This window comes from Pectobacterium sp. IFB5596 (assembly GCF_021432585.1).
GTDB lineage: Bacteria > Pseudomonadota > Gammaproteobacteria > Enterobacterales > Enterobacteriaceae > Pectobacterium > Pectobacterium punjabense.
In genome coordinates this window covers 107,773-128,773 of the sequence record NZ_LXFY01000033.1, presented here as the reverse complement: position 1 = coordinate 128,773, position 21,001 = coordinate 107,773, and the positions used below count along the sequence as shown (strand labels likewise).

The following is a 21,001-nucleotide window of genomic DNA, read 5'->3' as shown; positions in this document are numbered from 1 at the left end:
TTTCATCGATTATTAAGCATATTACACTGCTTTGTTTTTTGTGAGTGGCTCGGCTTTCTTTGCTTTCTATATAATTTATCTTATGGATAAGAGTGTGGTTTAACCCGCGCTTCGGTGGTAAGTTCAGTCAGAAGATATCGTTTGCGCAGTGTGTTTTATCGCCTGGACGCATGCGCTGAAGAGGGATGAGGAATGGCAAAGCAGACCCCGTTGTACCAACAACATCTGGCCGATGGCGCCAAAATGGTTGATTTTCATGGCTGGATGATGCCACTGCATTACGGCTCCCAACTGGATGAGCACCATATTGTGCGTCGGGATGCGGGCATTTTTGATGTCTCCCACATGACCATCGTCGATTTACACGGCGCGAGAACGCGTGAGTTCTTGCGCTATCTGCTGGCGAATGATGTCGCCAAACTCACACAGCCAGGTAAGGCACTTTATACCGGCATGCTGAATGCCTCCGGCGGCGTGATCGACGATCTGATCGTTTATTTTCTGACGGAAGACGATTTCCGTCTGGTGGTGAACTCCGCGACGCGTGAAAAAGATCTCGCCTGGATCGAGCAGCACGCGGCTCCGTTCGGTGTCGACATTCGCGAGCGCGACGATCTGGCGCTGGTTGCGGTACAAGGTCCACTGGCGCAAGAAAAAGTTCAAGGCCTCCTGAGAGCAAAAGGCCTGAGTGATGAAGATGTGGCTGCGGTTGCCAGCATGAAGCCGTTTTTTGGCAGGCAGGCAGGGGACTTCTTCGTTGCCACGACGGGATATACGGGCGAAGCCGGTTATGAGATTGCATTGCCGAATGTGCAGGTGGTCGATTTCTGGCAGCAACTACTGATGCTTGGCGTGAAGCCCTGCGGGCTGGGCGCGCGCGATACGCTGCGGCTGGAAGCGGGGATGAACCTGTACGGTCAGGATATGGATGAAGGCATTTCGCCGCTGGCGGCCAATATGGGCTGGACAATCGCCTGGCAGCCGGAAGAGCGTCAGTTTATCGGGCGTGAGGCGTTAACGCATCAGCGCGAAAAAGGCACCGAGCAACTGGTTGGTTTAGTGCTGACGGAAAAAGGCGTATTGCGCAATGATTTACCTGTGCGCTTTACTGATAGTGATGGTGTGATGCGCGAAGGGGTCATCACCAGCGGATCGTTCTCACCGACGCTTGGCGTGAGCATCGCGCTGGCGCGTGTTCCGGTGGGGATTGGTGAACAGGCTATCGTGCAGATTCGTAACCGCGAACTGCCCGTACGCGTGACCAAGCCCGGCTTTGTCCGTGCCGGAAAAGCCATCGTTCAGTATTAATAGCCGCGTGCTTATCACAATAAGCCATACCCTAAATAATTCGAGTTGCGTGAAGGCAGCTAACGCACAAGCAGCTTGAAGTATGACGGGTATACAGGATTAACGACTTTAGGAAAGGGGATGCAATGAGCAATGTACCAGCAGAATTAAAATACACCACGTCGCACGAATGGGTGCTGCACGAGGGCGGCGGTATCTACAGCGTGGGTATTACCGAACACGCACAGGAGCTTTTGGGTGACATGGTGTTTATCGATTTACCTGAAGTAGGCACGGTGGTCGCCGCAGGCGATGACTGCGCAGTGGCGGAGTCGGTAAAAGCGGCGTCGGATATTTATGCGCCCATCAGCGGTGAGATCGTGGAAGTTAACGAAGACCTGGAAAGCTCCCCTGAGCTGGTCAACAGCGCGCCTTATACCGACGGCTGGCTGTTCCGTATCAGAATTTCTGATGAGTCTGATTTGGATGAATTGCTTGATGCCGAAGGCTATCAGGCGTCGTTAGAAGAAGACGAGTAGTGAACGCGCCCCAGCCTCTGTGCTGGGGCGTTTTATTTTATTCGCCCGCGTCGTATTTCAGCGCGGCAACGATCTATCACGATTGATGCAGGAAATTGCTGTAATGACCCAGACACTCAGTCAACTCGAACATGACGGCGCGTTTATCGAGCGCCATATCGGTCCTTCCGTCAGTCAACAGCAGCACATGCTGTCGGTGGTGGGGGCGACATCGCTGGATGCGTTGATTCGCCAGATTGTCCCGGTGGACATTCAACTGCCTGGCCCGCCAGCGGTGGGAGAGGCGGTGACGGAACATGAGGCGCTAGCTGAGCTGAAGGCCATTGCAGGACGCAATCAACGTTATAAAAGTTACATCGGTATGGGCTACAGTGCGGTGCTGATGCCGCCGGTGATTTTACGCAACCTGCTGGAAAACCCTGGCTGGTACACCGCCTATACGCCGTATCAGCCGGAAGTCTCTCAGGGGCGTCTTGAAGCGCTGCTGAATTTCCAGCAGGTCACGCAGGATTTAACCGGTCTGGACTTGGCCTCTGCTTCGCTGCTGGATGAAGCCACTGCTGCGGCGGAAGCGATGGCGATGGCAAAACGTATCAGCAAACTCAAGCAGGCTGAACGTTTCTTCGTCGCCGACGACGTGCATCCGCAAACGCTGGACGTCGTGCGTACCCGCGCGGAAACCTTCGGCTTTGAGATTGTGGTCGGCAAGGCTGAAGAGGCACTGAAAGACGATGCGGTGTTCGGCGTACTGCTGCAACAGGCGGGGACAACGGGCGAACTGCACGATTACAGCGACCTGATGGCCGCACTGAAAGCGCGTAAGGTCGTTAGCTGTGTGGCGTCGGACATCATGGCGCTAGTATTGCTAACTGCGCCGGGCAAGCAGGGCGCGGATATCGTTTTCGGTTCCGCACAGCGTTTCGGCGTGCCGATGGGTTACGGCGGCCCACACGCGGCGTTCTTTGCCTGTCGTGATGAACATAAACGTGCCATGCCGGGACGTATCATCGGCGTGTCGCGTGATGCGGCGGGCAATACCGCGCTGCGCATGGCGATGCAGACACGTGAGCAGCATATTCGCCGCGAGAAGGCGAACTCGAATATTTGTACTTCGCAGGTGTTGCTGGCCAACATCGCAGGGATGTATGCGGTATTCCACGGGCCGGAAGGGCTCAAACGTATTGCGGGGCGCATCCATCGTCTGACCGATATTCTGGCAGCAGGGTTAACGCAGGGCGGACTACTTCTGCGCCATCGCAGCTGGTTTGACACGCTGACCATTGAGGTGGCGGATAAGGACGCGGTGCTGAGCCGCGCATTAAGTTTTGGCATCAATCTGCGCAGCGATTTGGCGAGTGCCGTGGGCATTACGCTGGATGAAGCGACCACGCGTGAAGACGTGCAGGCGCTGTTCGCGGTGCTGTTAGGCGACGATCACGGGTTGGATATCGACGCGCTCGATGCGGCCATCGGCCAGAAAGCGGCAACGATCCCCGCTGGGCTGGTGCGCCACGACGCGATCCTGTCGCATCCGGTGTTCAACCGCTATCACAGTGAAACCGAGATGATGCGCTACCTGCACCGTCTGGCGCGTAAGGATCTGGCACTGAATCAGGCGATGATCCCGCTCGGTTCTTGCACCATGAAGCTCAACGCGGCGGCGGAAATGCTGCCGATTACCTGGCCAGAATTTGCCGAGCTACATCCATTCTGCCCGACGGAACAGGCGCTGGGCTATCGCCAGATGATCGAACAGCTATCGGGCTGGCTGATGCAACTGACCGGCTATGACGCGATTTGCATGCAGCCCAATTCTGGTGCGCAGGGCGAGTACGCGGGGCTGTTGGCGATCCGTCGCTATCATGAAAGCCGCAATGAGGCGGGTCGTCATCTCTGTCTGATTCCTAGCTCCGCGCACGGAACTAATCCTGCATCGGCGCAGATGGCGGGAATGGAGGTCGTGGTGGTAGCCTGCGACAAGCAGGGCAATATCGACCTGCACGATCTGCGTGAGAAAGCGCAGGCTGCGGGCGAACAGCTGTCCTGCATCATGGTGACCTACCCGTCTACCCACGGCGTTTATGAAGAGACGATTCGCGAAGTGTGCCAGATCGTGCATCAGTACGGCGGTCAGGTGTATCTGGACGGTGCGAATATGAACGCCCAGGTTGGGATTACGACGCCGGGCTACATCGGCGCGGACGTATCGCACCTGAACCTGCATAAAACCTTCTGTATTCCGCACGGCGGCGGCGGACCGGGCATGGGGCCGATTTGCGTGAAAGCGCATCTGGCACCGTTTGTGCCGGGTCATCAGGTGGTCAAAATTGATGGTGTGCTGACGGAGCAGGGCGCTGTCTCTGCGGCGCCGTTCGGCAGCGCTTCTATCCTGCCGATTAGCTGGATGTACATCCGCATGATGGGGGCGGAAGGGCTGAAGCAGGCCAGCCAGATGGCGATCCTGAACGCTAACTATATCGCGACGCGCTTGCAGCAGGCATATCCAGTACTTTATACCGGCCGTGACGGTCGTGTCGCGCACGAATGCATTCTGGATATTCGTCCACTCAAGGAAAGCACGGGTATTAGCGAAATGGATATCGCCAAACGCCTGATCGACTACGGTTTCCATGCGCCGACGATGTCGTTCCCGGTGGCGGGTACGCTGATGGTAGAACCGACGGAATCAGAAAGTCAGGTGGAGATCGATCGCTTTATTGATGCGATGCTGGCGATCCGTGCCGAAATTAACCGCGTCGTGCAGGGCGAGTGGCCGCTGGACGACAACCCGCTGGTTAACGCGCCGCACACGCAGGCGGAACTGGTAGCCGACTGGGTGTACCCGTACAGCCGCGAACTGGCTGTCTTCCCGGCGGGGAGTGAACACAAATACTGGCCGAGCGTGAAGCGTCTGGACGACGTTTACGGCGACCGTAATCTGTTCTGTTCATGTGTACCGATGAGCGACTATTAACGAGTTCGGCGTGATATATTGGTCTCGCATGTGTTTTAGCGCGTGCGAGGCCAATAAAGTGAAGAAGAATAAAAGGGATAGCGATGATTTTAGGAATAAAAAACAGAACCGAGAATTGGACAACGGTCGGTCATCTTTTTGATCTGCGAAATAATAAGTTAATCAGACATTTGATGGGGAATAATAGCGACGATAGCGCTCCTTTCGATGATGGCTCAGAGGCCAGGCTCGAACTTTTTTGGTATGGCTATCGGGATTATATCTTTGGGAAAAATATTACTTTAAACACTGTCAAGATTGATGCTCTCTATGAGCGATTCTTACGATTGTTTCCAAATTTGCAGGAAAATGTGTTGAGCTTTATGGGTGGGGAACCAAAATTTTTACGTGTTAAAACAATGGATAATTATTCTCTTGAGCGAGAAAATGCTCCCCTGAGCTTATTTCATAATATCCGCAATACGGAAATTGATATTGTCATTGAAACACGTAAAACACTCTATATTGGTGAGGTAAAAGACTCACAGAAATTTGGAGCAAACGGAAATTTATTTTTACCCCATCAACTACTTCGTCAATATATTACTGCACGAATACTCGTCGATGAGTTGGGTAAGGACTTAGACATTGTGCCTTTCATCATTTCAAATAACAAAGAAACAGAAAAAAGTGGTCAGATAAAGCTTATGAATAAGCTTAATTACCTGAATATGAAAAATGTGTTCACATGGAGTGATATAGAATAAATGCTTATCCGTTCACAATAAGAGAGAACATCTCCACGTCGATCTTTAAGATTAAAAATTAGCCAGCGAATTATTTACTTCCGAAAACAAACTGTCATTAAACTGACGCCCCAGTGACACGCTGGCGTTCTAGGGTTAAGCCTCTGTGTTCCACACTGAGCGACCCTAGAGTTATGCGTGCAAAATGCTTTCCCTACCTTGTGCTGTTGCCGACGCTGGTTTTTTTGCTTGCCTTCACCTATTTCCCCCTGCTGCGTTCGGTCATCGACAGCCTGTATGACACTCGGCTGAATGCCGATACGCCGCTGTTCGTCGGGTTAGATAATTTTGTTCGTTTGGTGCAGGACACCGTGTTTTGGCAGGCATTGCTGAACAACGTGTTGTATATCCTGATGACGGTCGTGCCCGGCGTGCTGTTGGCGCTGTTGCTGGCGGTGCTGCTGTGGGAAAACACGAGGGTAAATCGCTGGCTGCGCACTGCTTTCTTCTTTCCGATGATCATTCCGCTGGTAAGCGCCGCGACGCTGTGGCTGTTCATTTTTATGCCGGGACTGGGACTGCTGGATTACTCTCTGGCGAAAGTGTTCGGCCCGATGAACAACAACTATCTCGGTATGAGTGACAGCGCGCTGGTGGCGGTGAGCGTCATTGGTATCTGGAAGTTTGCGGGTTATTACATGCTGTTTTTTCTCGCCGGTCTGCAAGCCATTTCTGCTTCTGCACGCGAGGCGGCGCTGATGGAGGGCGCTTCGCGGCGTCAGGTGTTTTTCTACGTCACGCTGCCGCTGTTGCGGCCAACCATCGCCTTTGTGGTGACCATCGCTTTTATCTACGCCATTACTCAGATTGATCACGTCGCCGTGATGACGCGCGGCGGGCCGAATAACGCCACGACTGTGCTGCTTTATTACATTCAGGATCTGGCGAATGACACGCACGATCTGGGCAAAGCCTCTGCGGCTACCTTCCTGACGCTGGCGCTGCTGTTTGCTTTTTCCATTATGAATCTGAAGGTGTTGGAGAAGGGGGCACATTATGAGCGCTGAAAATCAGATCGTTGACGTTCGGAGCGTGAAAAGTCAGCGCGTTGAAAGCCGAAGCATGGCCAATCCTCTTCGTATCACGACGCGGTTTACGCTGCCGCTGTTGCTGATTTGTGCCGCGTTACTGTGGGTCAGCCCGTTTATCTGGATGCTGTCTTCTTCTGTCAGCACCAGCAGTTTTGGCGTAGACATGGCCTCGCTGTTGCCGCGTCTCCCGCTGACGCTCGATAACTTCCGTGATGCGTGGGACAGCGCCGACTGGTTACGACTCTACACCAACACGCTGATCTTTGCCGTTGGCACGTTTCTGGTACAGCTGGTCACGATCACCACGGCGGGCTACATCTTCGCCTACCACGAATTCCGTGGCAAAACGCTGCTGTTCTACCTGCTGCTGATTCAAATGATGATCATGCCTGTCGTCATGATGGTGCCAAACATGATGACGCTCAAGCAGCTCGGCCTGCTCAATACCCTGACTGGCGTGATGATGCCGTATTTCGCCTCAGCGTTTGGCGTGTTTCTGATGCGTCAGGCGTTTCTCAATATTGCCAAAGAGATCGAAGAGGCCGCGTTGATGGAAGGCTGTCGCTGGTGGCAAGTGGTGTTTCACGTCCTGATTCCTATGACCTGGCCGTCGATTCTGGCCTTCGCCACGGTCAGCATTACCTACCACTGGAACGAATATCTCTGGCCGCTGATGGTGCTCAACGACCCGGACAAACAGGTGCTGACCATCGGGCTGGTGTCGTTCGCGATGGGCGCAGAGTCTGGTGGACAGTGGGGATTGATCTGCGCGGGTACGCTGCTGGTGTGCCTGCCGCTGATGGTGGCTTTTGTGGTGTTTCAGAAGCAGTTCCTGAGCAGCTTCGGCTTCTCGGGTATTAAGTGAATCGCTGATAAGGCCATGCGGGTAATACAGGTTACTTAGTTCTATTTATCAGGAGCGACATGCTCCGCGTATCTCGATTCTCAAACGATCGATGTTCGCCAGTGGGCGAAATAATGATAGAGGTGGTTGTTATGTTGCTGGCACAGATTTCCGATCTGCATTTTCGCAGTGAAGGGCGCAAGCTCTATGAATTTATTGATATTAACGGGGAAAATGCGGAGGTCATCAACCAGTTAAACGCGCTACGTGAGCGGCCAGATGCCGTAGTGATTAGCGGTGATATCGTTAACTGCGGGCGTCCGCAAGAGTATCAGGTTGCACAGCGCGTGTTACAAATGTTGGATTACCCGCTGTATGTGATCCCAGGCAATCATGATGATAAGCAGCATTTTCTCAACGCGATGCGCCCGCTGTGTCCGCAACTGGGTGATGACCCGGAAAATATTCGCTATGCAGTGGATGATTTCCCGATGCGTTTGCTGTTTATCGATACCAGTCTGGCTGGGCAATCGAAAGGCTGGCTGACGCCGTCCACGCTGGGTTGGCTGGAGCAGCAATTGCAAGATCACTCGACGCGTGAAACGGCGATCTTCATGCATCATCCACCGTTGCCGCTGGGATCGGCACAGATGGATCGTATCGCCTGCGAAAACGGGCATGAGCTGCTGATGCTGATCGAACGTTTCCCGCAGCTCACACGCGTATTTTGCGGGCATACGCACCGTTTGATTATGACGCAGCATCGGCAGGCGATTATTGCCACCGTACCGGGAACCGTCCATCAGGTTCCGTATTTCTACGAAGATGACGCACCGTATTACAACCTGGAGCCTGCCAGCGTGGTGATGCATCGCTATGTGCCGGTGACCGGGCTGGTGAGCTATTGCCAGTCGCTTGGGTCTTACCCCGGCCCTTATCTCTATGATCCGCGTATCAGCTGTCCGGTGGATGCGTAATGGCCGTGATTCAGTTACGTAATATCAGTAAACGCTTCGAGCACATGCAGGCGCTGGCATCGCTGTCTTTGGATATCGCCGACGGTGAGTTTCTGGTGCTGGTTGGGCCGTCCGGCTGTGGAAAAAGTACGTTGTTGCGTATGTTGGCCGGTCTGGAAGACGTCAGCGATGGGCAAATCCTGCTGGGTGATGACGACATTACCGCATGGAGCCCAAAGCAGCGTAATTTCTCGATGATCTTCCAGAACTATGCGCTGTTTCCACACTTGACGGTCGAGCAGAACATCACTTTTGGTATGCGGATGCGCGGTGAACCGAAAGCGGAGTATCCACAGCGGGTACAGCGCGTCGCCAGTCTGCTCCAGCTTGAGCCATTACTCAAACGCAAGCCGGGGAAATTGTCCGGCGGCCAGCGTCAGCGCGTGGCGATGGCGCGAGCGATCGTGCGCGATCCACGCCTGTTTCTGATGGATGAACCGCTGTCGAATCTGGATGCTCGACTGCGCAGCGATGTGCGGGACGGCATTATGGATCTGCACCGGCAGTTGAAAACCACCACCGTCTACGTCACGCACGATCAGATCGAGGCGATGACGATGGCGGACAGGATTGCCGTACTGGATCGTGGCGTGCTGCAACAGGTTGGTACACCAGAGCAATTGTACTCCCATCCGGCTAACGTTTTTGTCGCCGGATTTATCGGGACGCCCGCAATGAACATGGTGACGCTGGCCTGTTCTGATGGTCATGCGTTTTTGCAAGCATTGTCTGTGGTGCTGCCCGCCAGTGAAGAAACGCGTTCATTAACCAGTGTGCTGCTAGGGGTTCGCCCTGAGCATATTACCGAACACGCCGCGTCAGACGGCGATTTATCGTTACCGGGAACGGTGAAGCAACGGGAGCTGTTTGGCGCAGAGTATCTGATTCACGTGGATACGCCGCTGGGCAATATCCGCTACCGTCGGCCAAATCGTGATGGTGTGCCGAACATTGGTACGTCCGTTGTGCTTCATTTTTCACCGCAGGATTGTCATTGGTTTTCCGGGCAAACCGCCCGTAATTTATCCCAGGAGAAAAGAAATGCGTAAGCCTCGTATGATGGCGCTGGCGATAGCCTTGCTGATGTCTGGCCCGGCGCTGGCAAAAGAGAGTATCGATTTTATGTTCCCTGCCCCAGTCGATGGCAAGTTGACGATGGAAATGACGCGCATCATCAAGGAATACAACCAATCACAGGATCAGGTTGAAGTGCGTGGGATCTTCACCGGCAATTACGACACGACGAAAGTGAAAGCGGAAGCCGCCGCCAAAGCGGGCGATCCGCCAGCGTTGGTCATTATGTCGGCCAACTTCACCGCCGATCTGGTCATCAAAGATGAAATCCTGCCGATGGACGAGCTGTTCAAATACGGCAATGAAAAAGCGACGCCTTTCCTGACCAAAAACTTCTGGCCTGCACTGCATCAGAACGCGCAGGTGATGGGCGTGACCTACGCGATCCCGTTCCACAACTCGACGCCGATCCTCTATTACAACGAAGACATGCTGAAGAAGGCTGGCTTTAATGAACCGCCGAAAAATTGGGATGAAGTGGTTGCGGTTGCGAAGAAACTGACCGATCCGGCGAAAGGGCAGTGGGGCATCATGATTCCGTCCACGAACGATGACTACGGCGGCTGGATGCTGTCTGCGCTGACGCGCGCCAACGGCGGAGCGTATTACAATGCTGATTATCCAGGAGAAGTGTATTACAACACCGCATCGACCAAGGGTGCGCTTCAGTTCTGGCGCGATCTGGTGCACCGCGACAAAGCCATGCCCGCTGGCGTGCTGAATTCCAAGCAAATCAGCGCCGCGTTTTTCTCCGGTAAGCTGGGTATGGCGATGCTGAGCACGGGGGCGCTGGGCTTTATGCGTGAAAACACCAAAGATTTTCAACTTGGTGTGGCAATGATGCCGGAAAAAGAGCGTCGTGGTGTGACCATCGGTGGGGCGAGTCTGGTGAGCTTCAAAGGGATTTCCGAGGAGCAGAAGAAAGCGGCCTGGCAGTTTATGAACTATCTGGTCAGCCCGGAAGTCAGCGGAAGTTGGAGCCGTTTTACCGGCTATTTCGCACCGCGTATGGCCGCCTACGATCTGCCAGAAATGAAAGACTATCTGGCGAAAGATCCGCGTGCAGCCATTGCGTTGTCGCAGCTGCAATATGCTCATCCGTGGTATGCAACCTATGAAACGGTCGCCGTACGCAAAGCGATGGAAAATCAGCTGGCGGCGCTGCTAAACGATCCGGCGAAAAAGGTCGATGACGCCGCGGCGGCTGCGCAAAAAGAGGCAGATAACATCATGAAGCCTTATGTGGATAAAACCGCGTTACGGGACGTGAAGTAACACTATCCACCCCGCCCTGTTGATATTCATTCAGCGGTGCGGGGTGAGTGTTGGAAAACGGTTCTGAGCGATTTAGAGCGTTAACAAACCTATTTGCAGAACGAAAACGGTGATAATGGGATAGAAGAGTAAAGTGTCCGCGCCAGGGATGGCGCGGCTCGAGCTTGCAGGGATGTACTCGCAGCGTCTTTACGATCTACCCATTATCACCGCTCGACTCACCTTTAATGCGCCGCCTGCGAACGCATAGTCGCCGTGCTGCGTGAAGATGACAGCGTAAAGGCGGAGATCGCCGTAAAAGCAAGCGCGATGCCGCCCAGAATCAGGTAAGTCTGGTTAAAACCGATACGATCGTACAGATTGCCTGCGGCGGAGGAGAGAAATATCGCCATGAACTGTTTGGCGAACTGGAAGCCCACCAGATAAATTGTGGCCGATAAGCGTGAATCAAACGTATTGGCGATGTATTTGAAGATCCCGATGAGCAGCAATGGTACTTCGAAGGCATGCAGCATTTTTAGAATGATGACTTCCGTGACGGACGTGGCGCAGGCCGAACCCAAGATCCTGATCGACATAATCGTTCCTGCCACCAGCAGCGCATTTTTGGCGCCGATCCGACCGATCAGCCACGGCGTGCAGAACATCACCAGCGCATTCGCCGCTTCCCCAGCTGTGGTGACAAAACCAAAGATCTGATTGCCCTGTTCCTGTGAGCTAAAGAACGATTTAAAGAAGTTAGCGAATTGCTGATCGTAGACATCATAAATACAGGCGACGCCGACTACGTACAGTACCAGCAGCCAGAATTGACGGTTAGTCAGCAGGCCTAATGCCAGTTTGAGGCTAAAAGGTGAGGCGTTAGCACCCAGCGAATCCATGACGGCGGCGGTTGGGTTGCTCTCTGTTTTTGCCAGACATAGCAACACGAGCAAAATAATCGCCGACCCGGACCCCATCCAGAATACGATATCGGGGTTGATGTTAAACAACATGCCCGCCGTTGAGGCGCAGATTCCCCAGCCAAAGCAGCCAAACATGCGCGCCTTACCATATTCAAAGTGGTGCTGTCGGCTGATGCGTTCAATGTAGGCTTCAATGGCTCCGGCTCCTGCGCTGAAAGAGAATCCGATATATAGGCCGCCGACTAAAGCACCCAGTATTACGTTAATTTTTAACAGCGGGGCGAAGACATACAGGAAAAAAGGGGCAAAAAAGAGCAACAGCACGGAGATTACCCAGAGCAGGTGCTTCTTCATGCCCAGCTTGTCGGACAGAATGCCGAGGAACGGCTGAAACAGAATGGCGAACAAAGACAGGAAGGAAAAGACGATGCCGGTATCGGTTTTATTGAGCCCGATAACATCCGACAGCCAAATCGGCAAAAACGGAAAGCATGTCGCCATGATAAAAAAATAAAGAAAGAAGAACGCGCCGAAAATCCAGAAGTTACGGTTATTTTTGTAGTAGCACGAGGTAGTAGGCATCTTTATTCCCCCTCATGGGGTAGACGTTATCATGACGCGGGACAATGCTGTCCCGCGCGGTCGTGTTGCGTATTGGTTGGGCAAGGAAAAAGGTTATTGACTGGCGGTGTCCCGCACTGCGTAAAGCCCGATCAGAATGGCGGTTTCTGGCGTCAGGACGGGCAGGGCAAGGCCGGCCTGCATCAGCCAATCGCCGGAGGCCACAATCGGCTGACGTAACCAAGGCGGAAGCTCCCGCATGGTGCCGCCACCTTCACGTACCGTTTTGATCTCTGGGCCATCCAACAATTTGACTTCATAGCGTGCATCGGGCAGCAGGCCGGGGAAGCGGAGCGTGCCTGCCAGCGAATAATCTGGCATACGCAATTGGGCTATTTGGAAAACCGCGTGCTGGCGATCGCGGCTCACCACGCCGGTGGCCTGTACCGTATCGTCCGGCATCTCTACCCGCCAGGTTGTGCCGCTGTGCAGCAGCGGGCGCAGCGTCTTATGCAACTGAATATAGTGGCGATAGCCTTCCAGTTCGTTGTCATCGGCTTTGACAGGATCGAGCTCGATTCCCATGTGGCCGAACAGGGCCGTCAAGCCGCGAAAGGCGATGGTATGGCGTCGATACGTCGCGTGGCAGCGCGCGTGGCCGATGTGCTGCCCCATCACTTCTGGTGGAAAGAAGTAGCTCATGCCGCGCTGGATGGTCTGACGCTCCAGCGCGTCGTTGTTATCCGATACCCAGAAGCGTTGCGTACGCTCAAGCACACCGTAATCGATGCGGCCGCCACCGGAGGCGCAGGATTCAAATTCAACATGAGGAAAACGCTGGCGCAGAGTATCGAGCAGGCGATAGAACTGTCGGGTTTGCGCATCGGCGGTCAACCGCCCTTCATGGCCGGGCTGCACCAGTTCGCGGTTCATATCCCATTTCACATAATCGACGGGATGCTCGCCCAGTAGCCAGCTCAGCCGCTCCAGTAGATAAGCGAAAGCGTCGGGCTGGTTTAAATTCAGCACATACTGGTAGCGGCCAGTGGGTTGCTCGTAGCCGGGCAATTGCAGCACCCAGTCGGGATGTGCGCGGAACAGGTCGGAATCGGGATTAATCATCTCCGGTTCGACCCAAATACCGAACTCCATTCCCAACGCTTTGACGTGCTCAATCACTGGCATCAGCCCGTTAGGGTATTTTTCCTCATCCAAATACCAGTCGCCGAGTGCGGCCCTGTCGTGATGGCGTCCACGAAACCAGCCGTCGTCGATAATGAAGCGCTCTACACCGACGTCGGCGGCTTTGCTCGCCATCTGCATGATGTACTCTGGATTGTGATCGAAATAGATCCCTTCCCACGTATTGAGGTGCACCGGGCGTGGCTTATTACCACAGAATTGGATGAGGGACTGGCGTAGGAAGGTGTGATAACGCTGGCTCATGCCATTCAAGCCGGTATCGGAGAATGCTGCGTAGACCCACGGTGTGGTGAGAGATTCTGACTGCGCCAGCGTGATTTCGCCCGGCAGATAAAGGGCTTCCGCCTGTACGACGCGACGACCGTCAGTTTTGATATCGGCACGCAGCCGATGGTTGCCGCTCCAGCCTAAATGCACGCCCCATACTGAGCCACGTTGTTCGCTGAACGCGGATTCACCGAGAATCAGCGCCGGGAAATATTCGTGGGAGCTTCTTCCCCGACGGCTTTCCTGAATAAAGCCGCCGTGCTGCAACGTAAGACGATGAGCCTGAAATTCACGCAGCCAGCGGCCGTGAAACGCCATGACATCATTCGCCCGCTCCGGGACAGGCAACGTGACAGCGAGGCGTTGTACTTGCCAGGCGTCAGCACGCAGATTCTGTAGCGTGTGGCGCAGTTGCAGCACATCGGTTTGCGGGTCCAGATGCAGTTTGCTGGTCAGGCGAAGACCAGCCTGCGTATCGTCCGCTGTGATAGTGAGTGTGTTGTCTTGAACGTCAACCTGCGTGGTGGTGAAGATCGGCGCGGCATCATAGCCCGCTCGATGCCCTTCAATACCCGGCGAACCGAACTGACCACGCCCATATTCCATTGCCAGCGTCAGAGGGAGATCTACATCCAGACGACCGTTGGCGACGGGGCGTTGCAGAGAAATGACATCTTCTGGCGAAAAACCGCGTAGCCGCGGCCCCCAATAGAGAATTTCTGCTGCTGGGGCGCAGCGTACGATGACATCGCACTGTGCGCTGGTTAATTGAACAATATCACGCTTCATGAGGAAGGCTCCAAATTACGGCTCGTGCTTCTCAGTGAAAACTTAAACGTTTAAGCCATCAACTTAAACGTTTAAGAAGTGTGATGTTGTTAAAATAATCATTAGGGAATGGAAAAGGATTTCGATGACGGTGTGAAGGCGATCTCGCTTGCGGCTGGCGTAAAAAACCAACCGATATCGTTATATACGGTGGCAGCTTGCTGAATAGCTTAGGCGGGAAAGCTCGTTTTACCGAGGCGCAGCGTCGGCTGCCATAACACCTGCAAATTTTCTACGGCTTCGCCCGCGATGAGTGCCTGCGTCATGCTGGCAATCTGTTCACCAACCTGTTCCCGCGTCGCCTGCTCTATCGCCGTCACGCTAATGTCTGTCAGGCTGTCCTGTGGCAAACCGTCATACATCACTAACGCGATAGGGTGTGAACCGGAAAGGCGGCCTGCTTGCTGCAATGCGGCGACAGCGCCATCGCCGTGGACGTTGCCATCCATCACCATTGCTGTTGGCGGCTCCGGCAGCGCCAGAAGGTCGAGCATGGCCTGGTAGCCCGCACGGCGCGTAGGGCTGACACAGCGCAGGTAGGCATCGTGAAAGGGTAGGCTGTGGCGTTGCAGAGTATCGCGATAGCCCTGACGACGTTGCATAATGAACGCCTGCGGGTGGTCTTCGCTCAACATGGCGATACGGCGATGACCACGTTCAATCAGGTGTTCTGTCGCTAGCGCCATGCCTGCACGGTTGTCAAAATCGAACCAGGCATAAGGATGCGGTAACTGGCTGCGCCCCAGCGCGAGAAAAGGCACCTTGTTACGTTGCAGTAGCATCAGGCGTGCATCCTGCTCACACGTGTGCGCCACGATTAGCGCGTCGATACGGCGGCTGTTGATCAACCGAACACCGCCCTGACATTCGTCTTGTTCATCTGCCAGCAGGAGAAAATCGACGTCGTGCTGTGCCAGTTTGCGACTGATCGCGCCGATCATCTCAAAAAAGATATCGTTACTTAGAGAAGAGGCATAGGGATAGACCAGCCCGACTGCGTCGCTTTTGCCCATTTTCAGGCGGCGCGCGTGCGTATTAGGGCGATAGCCGATGCGCTCGGCTTCTTCCTGAATACGCTGGCGCGTGGCGTCGGAGATATCCCGATGGCCGTTGAGGGCACGACTCACTGCTGCCACCGACAAACCCAGGTTATTTGCGATTATTTTTAAAGACACCACACTCTCCTGACGCGAATGCCCAGCGACGGGCGTTTATCGGGAAAATCGCATTATAGCAACCATCCCTTGGCTTTGGCGTCTTCCAGATGCTGTTTCAGGTATTGCCACAGTTCCGGGTTGATATCGGCGATGAATTCGGCGCGGTCGAGAACCTGTTCCAGACGGATACCGTTTTCTACCCAGCTTTGACCACCGTTGTACAGATTCATCAGCATCGGCATGACGCGATCGAGCATCAGGGCGAACTGGGCGCTGGGCGTTTCATTCGCTTCGTATTCTTCCCACAGATCGTGGAATTGCTGGCGCTGTGGCTCTGGCAGCAGGCCGAAAATACGCGCTGCGGCAGCGACTTCCTGGTCGTGAATCGCAAGACGTGCGGAAAGATCGTAAACGAGCACATCACCTGCATCGATTTCGACGATATCGTGAATCAACGCCATTTGGATTACGCGCTGAATATCCACACCTTCACTCGCGTAGGGGGCCAGCGCCATCGCGGCGACGGCAAAATGCCAGCTGTGTTCGGCTGAATCTTCGTGGCGTTCGCTGCCGATGATTTTGGTACGGCGCTGTACGCTTTTTAATTTATCGATTTCTATCAGAAAGCCGAAGACATCGGTCATGGAACCGAAATTCAGAGTAGATGGGGAAGATGACATGAAAAGCGTACCTCTTGCAGTGAAAACGATGCGTGACAAAGTCGTGCATGACAAAGTTATGCAATAAGACCAGAGGAAGGCACTGTGGGCGTTAGAACCGGGTGACCGTTAACGCGAATAACCGGTAAGAACGGCAGAGCCCTTCAAAAAACAGGGAGATATCGAAGTCGGTCATTGTAGGGGATGTCGTCTGAGATTGACATGCATGATTGCAGGTTAAATCAGAGAGAAACTGGGAGGAGGCATGAGGATAATTATTTTAGCTTACACGTGTACACTGAAACTATTCTCAGTTAATCTGCTCAAAGGTTAAACACCTCTGTCTGCGTCAGTCCGCTCAAGAGTGCGAAAAGCGGGGCAGATCATGTCAGAACACTCTCTATTGAAAAATACTGCGGAACCTATTGATGTCAAAAAATGCACAGATGCCGGACTACTCGCTGGCAGAGGAAATTGCGAACAGCATCAGCCATGGAATCGGCGTGATTTTCGGGATTGTTGGCCTGGTTTTGCTGCTGGTGCAGGCGGTCAACAATGATGCCGGGAGCGTGGCGATTGCCAGCTACAGCCTCTATGGTGGCAGTATTATCCTGCTATTTTTGGCCTCGACGCTGTATCACGCGATCCCTTCTCAGCGCATTAAACCGTGGCTGAAAAAATTCGACCACTGTGCCATCTATCTGTTGATTGCCGGAACCTACACGCCTTTTTTGCTGGTGGGGCTGGATTCACCGCTGGCACATGGCTTGATGGTCGTCATCTGGAGCATGGCGCTGTTGGGCGTGCTCTTCAAACTGGCGTTTGCCCATCGTTTTGAAGTGCTGTCGTTGATTACCTATCTGGTCATGGGCTGGCTGTCGCTGGTGGTGATTTATCAGATGGTGATGAAACTGTCGGCAGGGAGTGTGACGCTGTTAGCGGTGGGTGGCGTGGTGTATACGCTGGGGGTGATTTTCTATGCCTGCAAGCGTATTCCCTATAACCATGCGATTTGGCACGGGTTTGTGTTAGGCGGCAGCGTCTGCCACTTTCTGGCGATTTATCTTTATATCTAATCCAGTATAAAGCGCATGAGCCTAAGTGGTTCATGCGCGATGTCATCCGTCGGATTAATCCGTTATTTCATATGGCAGAGGCTGAATGGTGAGCTGGCTTTCGGCTTCTTCACGCACACGCAGAACGTTCTCCGCGTTGAGATCGTTATTCAGCACCGCCTGTACCCACACGTCACCGTTCTGCAATTGGCTGGCAGCCAGTACGGTGCCCGTACGGCGCCAATTCTCACCGAGTTGCAGCTCGAGATCGTCTCCCGCCTGCGGCACCCGACTTGCTTTACCCGCCAGCCAGTAGAGCGCGCGCTTGTTAGCACCGCGATATTTTGCCCGAGCAACCATTTCTTGACCGGTATAGCACCCTTTGCTGAAGCTAATTCCATTTAATGCCTGTAAATTAGTCGCTTGCGGGATGAACTGCGCACTGTTTGCGCTGTCAATGATGGGCTGACCTGCCTCAATATCCAACGTCAGCCATTGGCGGCTGTCATTCAGGCTGACTGTATCGCCGAGCTGTTCAAGTAGCGCAGCGCTTTGCTCTGGAGACAGTACCAGCAAGAAACGCTCTGCGGGATGAGTGAAATGCAGTAAGGTGGCCCCTTCGAGCTGCACAACAGGGTGTTCGGCATCGGGAAGTTGGTTGAATACTGAAGCCAGCAGCTCGCGGATACCCGCTCCTGCCGCGCCCAGCAGCACGGCGTTGTCGTCTGGTGCGATGGTGGTTTTCGAAAAAACGGCGTATTTTTTCAGTTCGCTAAGCTGGGCGTCGCGTAGATTACGGCGTTCAATGAAAGCAAACCCCTCGCCGTGATGGAACAGACGCAGGTTGCTCCACATTTTTCCTTTCGCGTCGCAGTGGGCGCAAAGGATGTGCCGATCGTCAGCCAGTGCGCTGACATCTGCGGTGACCTGTCCCTGAAGATATTTGACGGTATCCGGCCCGATCAGCGTGGCTAGCGCCCAGTCATCCAGTGAGATGAGTGTGGCGGTGAGCTCGGCAGAAGCAAAGGGGGGTTGTGAGGCAAAAGGGCGTTGATGAGCCGTATGTTGATTAACCATATAGTACAATCCTGCGCTAAGGGCGATACCCGAATGGCCTAATGGTAAAAGAGCGCTCAGGGTTTGCAAGTGGTTATTCACGCGGTGTTATGACATAGCACATCCTGACGCTGATAAGCGTGCTTGGCGCGGTGCATGTCAGTAAGTTATGTCAAAATGTTACTATTAGTTGATGTCCGCTACCGGAATCGGAGTACACTAGCGGCAAGCAGCGATAACAAGGTGGACATGAAATATGGAAATCGATAATAAATCACGTATTCATTGGGCATGCCGCCGTGGTATGCGCGAACTGGATATCGCCATCATGCCGTTTTTTGAGCATGATTATGACACACTTAATGACAGTGATAAGCACACGTTTGTACGCTTGTTACAAAGCGACGACCCTGATTTATTCAATTGGTTGATGAACCACGGTGAGCCGGAAGACGGAGAGCTGAAACGCATGATTTCCCTTATTCAGACGCGAAATAAAGATCGTGGCCCAGTGGCAATGTGACCTTCGCGTTTCCTGGCGCATGCAACTGTTGTCATTGGTTGTGCATGGCCTATTAGTGTTGCTCATTCTGCTGGCACCGTGGCCGGACGGCTATGCGTGGCTGTGGCTCTGTCTTGTTACAATGGTGATGTTTGGTTTTATTCGTAGCCAAAGGAATATCAAATCGCGGCAAGGATGTATTACTCTGCTCAGCGAAACGACCCTAAACTGGCGGCAGCAGGAGTGGCAGATTGTCAAACGACCATGGCTTTTAAAAAATGGTGTGTTGTTGGCATTGCAGTCGGCTGATGGGAAAGACAAGCAGCAACTGTGGCTGGCATCGGATAGCATGGGCGATGACGAATGGCGCCATTTGCGCCAACTTCTCTTACAGCAGAAACACTGGGCGAGATAACGGCGCGTTTTGGCGTAGGTATCACGCTTAGTGTGTAGAAACATCACCACGGTGATTTACGGAAATAATCGCAGCAGGTATCTTACGCCGCTTCGTGAGGATAGGATATCGGCTGTTCCCATCACGGGAATGTCGGCTTTCCTTTCTTTTTCCCCCGCGCTATTCGGGGAAATGTTCTTATTCGGCCACCGTCTGGCCGTGCCTTGAAATTTATTGGGTATAACTGATGACTAAGCCCGCAGTGCAAAAAAGTGGTCTGCATCCTCGTAATCGCCATCGCGACCGTTATGATTTCCCCGCGCTCAAACAGAGCTATCCTGCGCTAATCCCGTTTGTGAAGGTGAATGCCTACGGTGATGAGTCAGTGGATTTTGCCAATCCCGAGGCGGTGAAAACGCTGAATCAGGCATTGTTGCAGCACTTTTATCAGATTGCGCACTGGACGATCCCTGACGGCTTTCTGTGCCCACCGATCCCCGGCCGCGCTGATTATATCCACCATCTGGCCGATTTACTGGCGGAAGATAACCGCTCGGTGGTGCCGCGTGATGCATCCGTACTGGATGTCGGTTGCGGTGCCAACTGCGTTTACCCGCTGATTGGGCATCGCGAGTACGGCTGGCGTTTTACCGGCAGCGAGATTAACCCGCTGGCGATGAAAGCGGCCAATGAAACGATTGAAGCGAACCCCGGTTTGAATCGGTCGATTCGCCTGCGTCGTCAGAAAAACAGCAAAGCGATACTGGCGGGCATTATTCACAAGAACGATACGTTTGATGCCGTTATGTGTAATCCTCCGTTCCATGCTTCCGCTGAAGATGCTCGTCAGGGAACGCAACGCAAATTGCATAATCTGGGGCTGGATAAACGCTCACCGCTGAATTTTGGCGGCCAGCAGGATGAGCTGTGGTGTGAGGGAGGCGAGTCAGCTTTCATTGGTCAGATGATCAAAGAGAGCGCCGGTTTTGCCCGCCAGTGCCTGTGGTTTACGTCGCTGGTGTCGCGCAAAGAGAACCTGCCGGAAATTTATCGTGCGCTGGAAGCGGTTGACGTGGAAAAGGTCAGAACGATAGATATGGCACAAGGTCAGAAGCAAAGCCGCTTTGTCGCGTGGAGCTTCCTGGATACTGCCGCCCGTGCCCGCTGGTTACAAAAACGCTAAGCTATTTCAACTTCTACAAATATCAATGTTCGCGGATACCGGCCACAACGGTGTCCGCGAACGTGTTACTCGACGGTAATCATATCCGGTTCCTGTTGGGTTACTTTCAACGGCGTACCCTGAATCGCTATAAACACCGCTTCTCGTCTGGTTAGGTAGCCTTTGACGGGATGTGGCTTAATCGCGCCAGTCAGCGTGGTGTCGGTGATGATGCCACAGCCCGTCGCGTGCGCGATTTGCTGCGCTGTCTCATCAAACCTTGAGAAATCGATATCGTAATATTGTGGCACATCGCATTTTCCGCCCAAATTTCTGGCGTATTCCTCTGTACCTGTTTGAGCACAACTGGCAAGCAACAATCCTGTGACTGCTATGAGTAACATCTTCATCGTGCTTACTCCTGTTG

General features: G+C 53.7%; 19 protein-coding genes. 13 read left to right on the top strand and 6 right to left on the bottom strand.

Annotated elements, in window-relative coordinates:
- Positions 1 to 192: 192 nt before the first annotated feature.
- From gcvT to A6301_RS21360, 9 genes are all read left to right on the top strand, one after another.
- Complete coding sequence (gene gcvT, locus A6301_RS21400; protein ID WP_234258693.1) at positions 193 to 1,308, top strand: glycine cleavage system aminomethyltransferase GcvT; 1,116 nt, start codon at positions 193 to 195, stop codon at positions 1,306 to 1,308.
- A 125-nt stretch (positions 1,309 to 1,433) separates the two neighbouring features.
- Positions 1,434 to 1,826 (top strand): glycine cleavage system protein GcvH, encoded by a 393-nt coding sequence (gene gcvH / locus A6301_RS21395; protein WP_107167865.1) that lies wholly within the window; start codon positions 1,434 to 1,436, stop codon positions 1,824 to 1,826.
- A gap of 103 nt (positions 1,827 to 1,929) precedes the next feature.
- Positions 1,930 to 4,800 (top strand): aminomethyl-transferring glycine dehydrogenase, encoded by a 2,871-nt coding sequence (gcvP, locus tag A6301_RS21390; protein WP_234258692.1) that lies wholly within the window; start codon positions 1,930 to 1,932, stop codon positions 4,798 to 4,800.
- 83 nt (positions 4,801 to 4,883) lie between these two features.
- Positions 4,884 to 5,546, top strand: coding sequence for a hypothetical protein (locus tag A6301_RS21385; RefSeq protein ID WP_234258691.1), 663 nt, complete (start codon positions 4,884 to 4,886; stop codon positions 5,544 to 5,546).
- A 173-nt stretch (positions 5,547 to 5,719) separates the two neighbouring features.
- Entirely contained in the window at positions 5,720 to 6,592 is an 873-nt protein-coding gene (locus A6301_RS21380) for a carbohydrate ABC transporter permease (protein WP_205541045.1), read from the top strand.
- Positions 6,582 to 7,481 (top strand): carbohydrate ABC transporter permease, encoded by a 900-nt coding sequence (locus A6301_RS21375; protein ID WP_107167862.1) that lies wholly within the window; start codon positions 6,582 to 6,584, stop codon positions 7,479 to 7,481. The genes A6301_RS21380 and A6301_RS21375 overlap by 11 nt, the downstream gene beginning before the upstream one ends.
- 131 nt (positions 7,482 to 7,612) lie before the next feature.
- Positions 7,613 to 8,437, top strand: a complete 825-nt coding sequence (locus tag A6301_RS21370; RefSeq protein WP_234258690.1) for a phosphodiesterase — start codon at positions 7,613 to 7,615, stop codon at positions 8,435 to 8,437.
- A complete protein-coding gene (locus tag A6301_RS21365) occupies positions 8,437 to 9,525 on the top strand; it encodes an ABC transporter ATP-binding protein (RefSeq protein WP_205541051.1) in 1,089 nt (362 codons plus the stop codon). The genes A6301_RS21370 and A6301_RS21365 overlap by 1 nt, the downstream gene beginning before the upstream one ends.
- Positions 9,518 to 10,825, top strand: a complete 1,308-nt coding sequence (locus A6301_RS21360) for an ABC transporter substrate-binding protein (RefSeq protein ID WP_205541053.1) — start codon at positions 9,518 to 9,520, stop codon at positions 10,823 to 10,825. Before A6301_RS21365 ends, A6301_RS21360 begins: the two co-directional genes overlap by 8 nt.
- Before the next feature lie 224 nt (positions 10,826 to 11,049).
- Here the strand turns inward: A6301_RS21360 and A6301_RS21355 are convergent, their stop codons facing one another.
- The 4 genes from A6301_RS21355 to A6301_RS21340 all read right to left on the bottom strand — a co-directional run bounded on the left by A6301_RS21355 (position 11,050) and on the right by A6301_RS21340 (position 16,426).
- Positions 11,050 to 12,312 (bottom strand): MFS transporter, encoded by a 1,263-nt coding sequence (locus tag A6301_RS21355; RefSeq protein WP_234258689.1) that lies wholly within the window; start codon positions 12,310 to 12,312, stop codon positions 11,050 to 11,052.
- A 93-nt stretch (positions 12,313 to 12,405) separates the two neighbouring features.
- A complete protein-coding gene (locus A6301_RS21350; RefSeq protein WP_234258688.1) occupies positions 12,406 to 14,550 on the bottom strand; it encodes an alpha-galactosidase in 2,145 nt (714 codons plus the stop codon).
- Between the two features lie 209 nt (positions 14,551 to 14,759).
- Positions 14,760 to 15,764 (bottom strand): LacI family DNA-binding transcriptional regulator, encoded by a 1,005-nt coding sequence (locus A6301_RS21345; protein WP_107167856.1) that lies wholly within the window; start codon positions 15,762 to 15,764, stop codon positions 14,760 to 14,762.
- 53 nt (positions 15,765 to 15,817) lie between these two features.
- A complete protein-coding gene (locus tag A6301_RS21340; protein ID WP_234258687.1) occupies positions 15,818 to 16,426 on the bottom strand; it encodes an HD family hydrolase in 609 nt (202 codons plus the stop codon).
- Between the two features lie 407 nt (positions 16,427 to 16,833).
- Here A6301_RS21340 and A6301_RS21335 point away from each other — a divergent pair, with 407 nt between their 5' ends.
- Positions 16,834 to 17,481, top strand: a complete 648-nt coding sequence (locus A6301_RS21335) for a hemolysin III family protein (RefSeq protein WP_107167854.1) — start codon at positions 16,834 to 16,836, stop codon at positions 17,479 to 17,481.
- A gap of 54 nt (positions 17,482 to 17,535) precedes the next feature.
- Here the strand turns inward: A6301_RS21335 and ygfZ are convergent, their stop codons facing one another.
- Positions 17,536 to 18,537, bottom strand: a complete 1,002-nt coding sequence (ygfZ, locus tag A6301_RS21330) for a tRNA-modifying protein YgfZ (protein WP_234258686.1) — start codon at positions 18,535 to 18,537, stop codon at positions 17,536 to 17,538.
- Between the two features lie 235 nt (positions 18,538 to 18,772).
- Between ygfZ and sdhE the strand changes: the two genes are divergently transcribed.
- The 3 genes from sdhE (at position 18,773) to rlmF (ending at position 20,595) form a co-directional block, all read left to right on the top strand.
- Positions 18,773 to 19,039, top strand: a complete 267-nt coding sequence (gene sdhE / locus A6301_RS21325; protein WP_107167852.1) for an FAD assembly factor SdhE — start codon at positions 18,773 to 18,775, stop codon at positions 19,037 to 19,039.
- On the top strand, positions 19,020 to 19,433 hold the full coding sequence (locus A6301_RS21320) for a protein YgfX (RefSeq protein WP_039477900.1): 414 nt from the start codon (positions 19,020 to 19,022) through the stop codon (positions 19,431 to 19,433). The genes sdhE and A6301_RS21320 overlap by 20 nt, the downstream gene beginning before the upstream one ends.
- 226 nt (positions 19,434 to 19,659) lie before the next feature.
- Positions 19,660 to 20,595, top strand: a complete 936-nt coding sequence (gene rlmF, locus A6301_RS21315; protein WP_107167851.1) for a 23S rRNA (adenine(1618)-N(6))-methyltransferase RlmF — start codon at positions 19,660 to 19,662, stop codon at positions 20,593 to 20,595.
- Between the two features lie 65 nt (positions 20,596 to 20,660).
- Here rlmF and A6301_RS21310 read toward each other — a convergent pair whose 3' ends face one another.
- A complete protein-coding gene (locus A6301_RS21310; RefSeq protein WP_234258685.1) occupies positions 20,661 to 20,984 on the bottom strand; it encodes a hypothetical protein in 324 nt (107 codons plus the stop codon).
- Positions 20,985 to 21,001 lie beyond the last annotated feature (17 nt).

Coding starts and splice junctions, on each gene's coding strand:
- A6301_RS21335 (WP_107167854.1), top strand. CDS start 16,834: ATGTCAAAAAATGCACAGATGCCGGACTACTCGCTGGCAGAGGAAATT.
- gcvT (WP_234258693.1), top strand. CDS start 193: ATGGCAAAGCAGACCCCGTTGTACCAACAACATCTGGCCGATGGCGCC.
- A6301_RS21380 (WP_205541045.1), top strand. CDS start 5,720: ATGCGTGCAAAATGCTTTCCCTACCTTGTGCTGTTGCCGACGCTGGTT.
- A6301_RS21340 (WP_234258687.1), bottom strand. CDS start 16,426: ATGTCATCTTCCCCATCTACTCTGAATTTCGGTTCCATGACCGATGTC.
- ygfZ (WP_234258686.1), bottom strand. CDS start 18,537: ATGGTTAATCAACATACGGCTCATCAACGCCCTTTTGCCTCACAACCC.
- rlmF (WP_107167851.1), top strand. CDS start 19,660: ATGACTAAGCCCGCAGTGCAAAAAAGTGGTCTGCATCCTCGTAATCGC.
- gcvH (WP_107167865.1), top strand. CDS start 1,434: ATGAGCAATGTACCAGCAGAATTAAAATACACCACGTCGCACGAATGG.
- A6301_RS21310 (WP_234258685.1), bottom strand. CDS start 20,984: ATGAAGATGTTACTCATAGCAGTCACAGGATTGTTGCTTGCCAGTTGT.
- A6301_RS21360 (WP_205541053.1), top strand. CDS start 9,518: ATGCGTAAGCCTCGTATGATGGCGCTGGCGATAGCCTTGCTGATGTCT.
- sdhE (WP_107167852.1), top strand. CDS start 18,773: ATGGAAATCGATAATAAATCACGTATTCATTGGGCATGCCGCCGTGGT.
- A6301_RS21385 (WP_234258691.1), top strand. CDS start 4,884: ATGATTTTAGGAATAAAAAACAGAACCGAGAATTGGACAACGGTCGGT.
- A6301_RS21375 (WP_107167862.1), top strand. CDS start 6,582: ATGAGCGCTGAAAATCAGATCGTTGACGTTCGGAGCGTGAAAAGTCAG.
- A6301_RS21350 (WP_234258688.1), bottom strand. CDS start 14,550: ATGAAGCGTGATATTGTTCAATTAACCAGCGCACAGTGCGATGTCATC.
- gcvP (WP_234258692.1), top strand. CDS start 1,930: ATGACCCAGACACTCAGTCAACTCGAACATGACGGCGCGTTTATCGAG.
- A6301_RS21355 (WP_234258689.1), bottom strand. CDS start 12,312: ATGCCTACTACCTCGTGCTACTACAAAAATAACCGTAACTTCTGGATT.
- A6301_RS21365 (WP_205541051.1), top strand. CDS start 8,437: ATGGCCGTGATTCAGTTACGTAATATCAGTAAACGCTTCGAGCACATG.
- A6301_RS21370 (WP_234258690.1), top strand. CDS start 7,613: ATGTTGCTGGCACAGATTTCCGATCTGCATTTTCGCAGTGAAGGGCGC.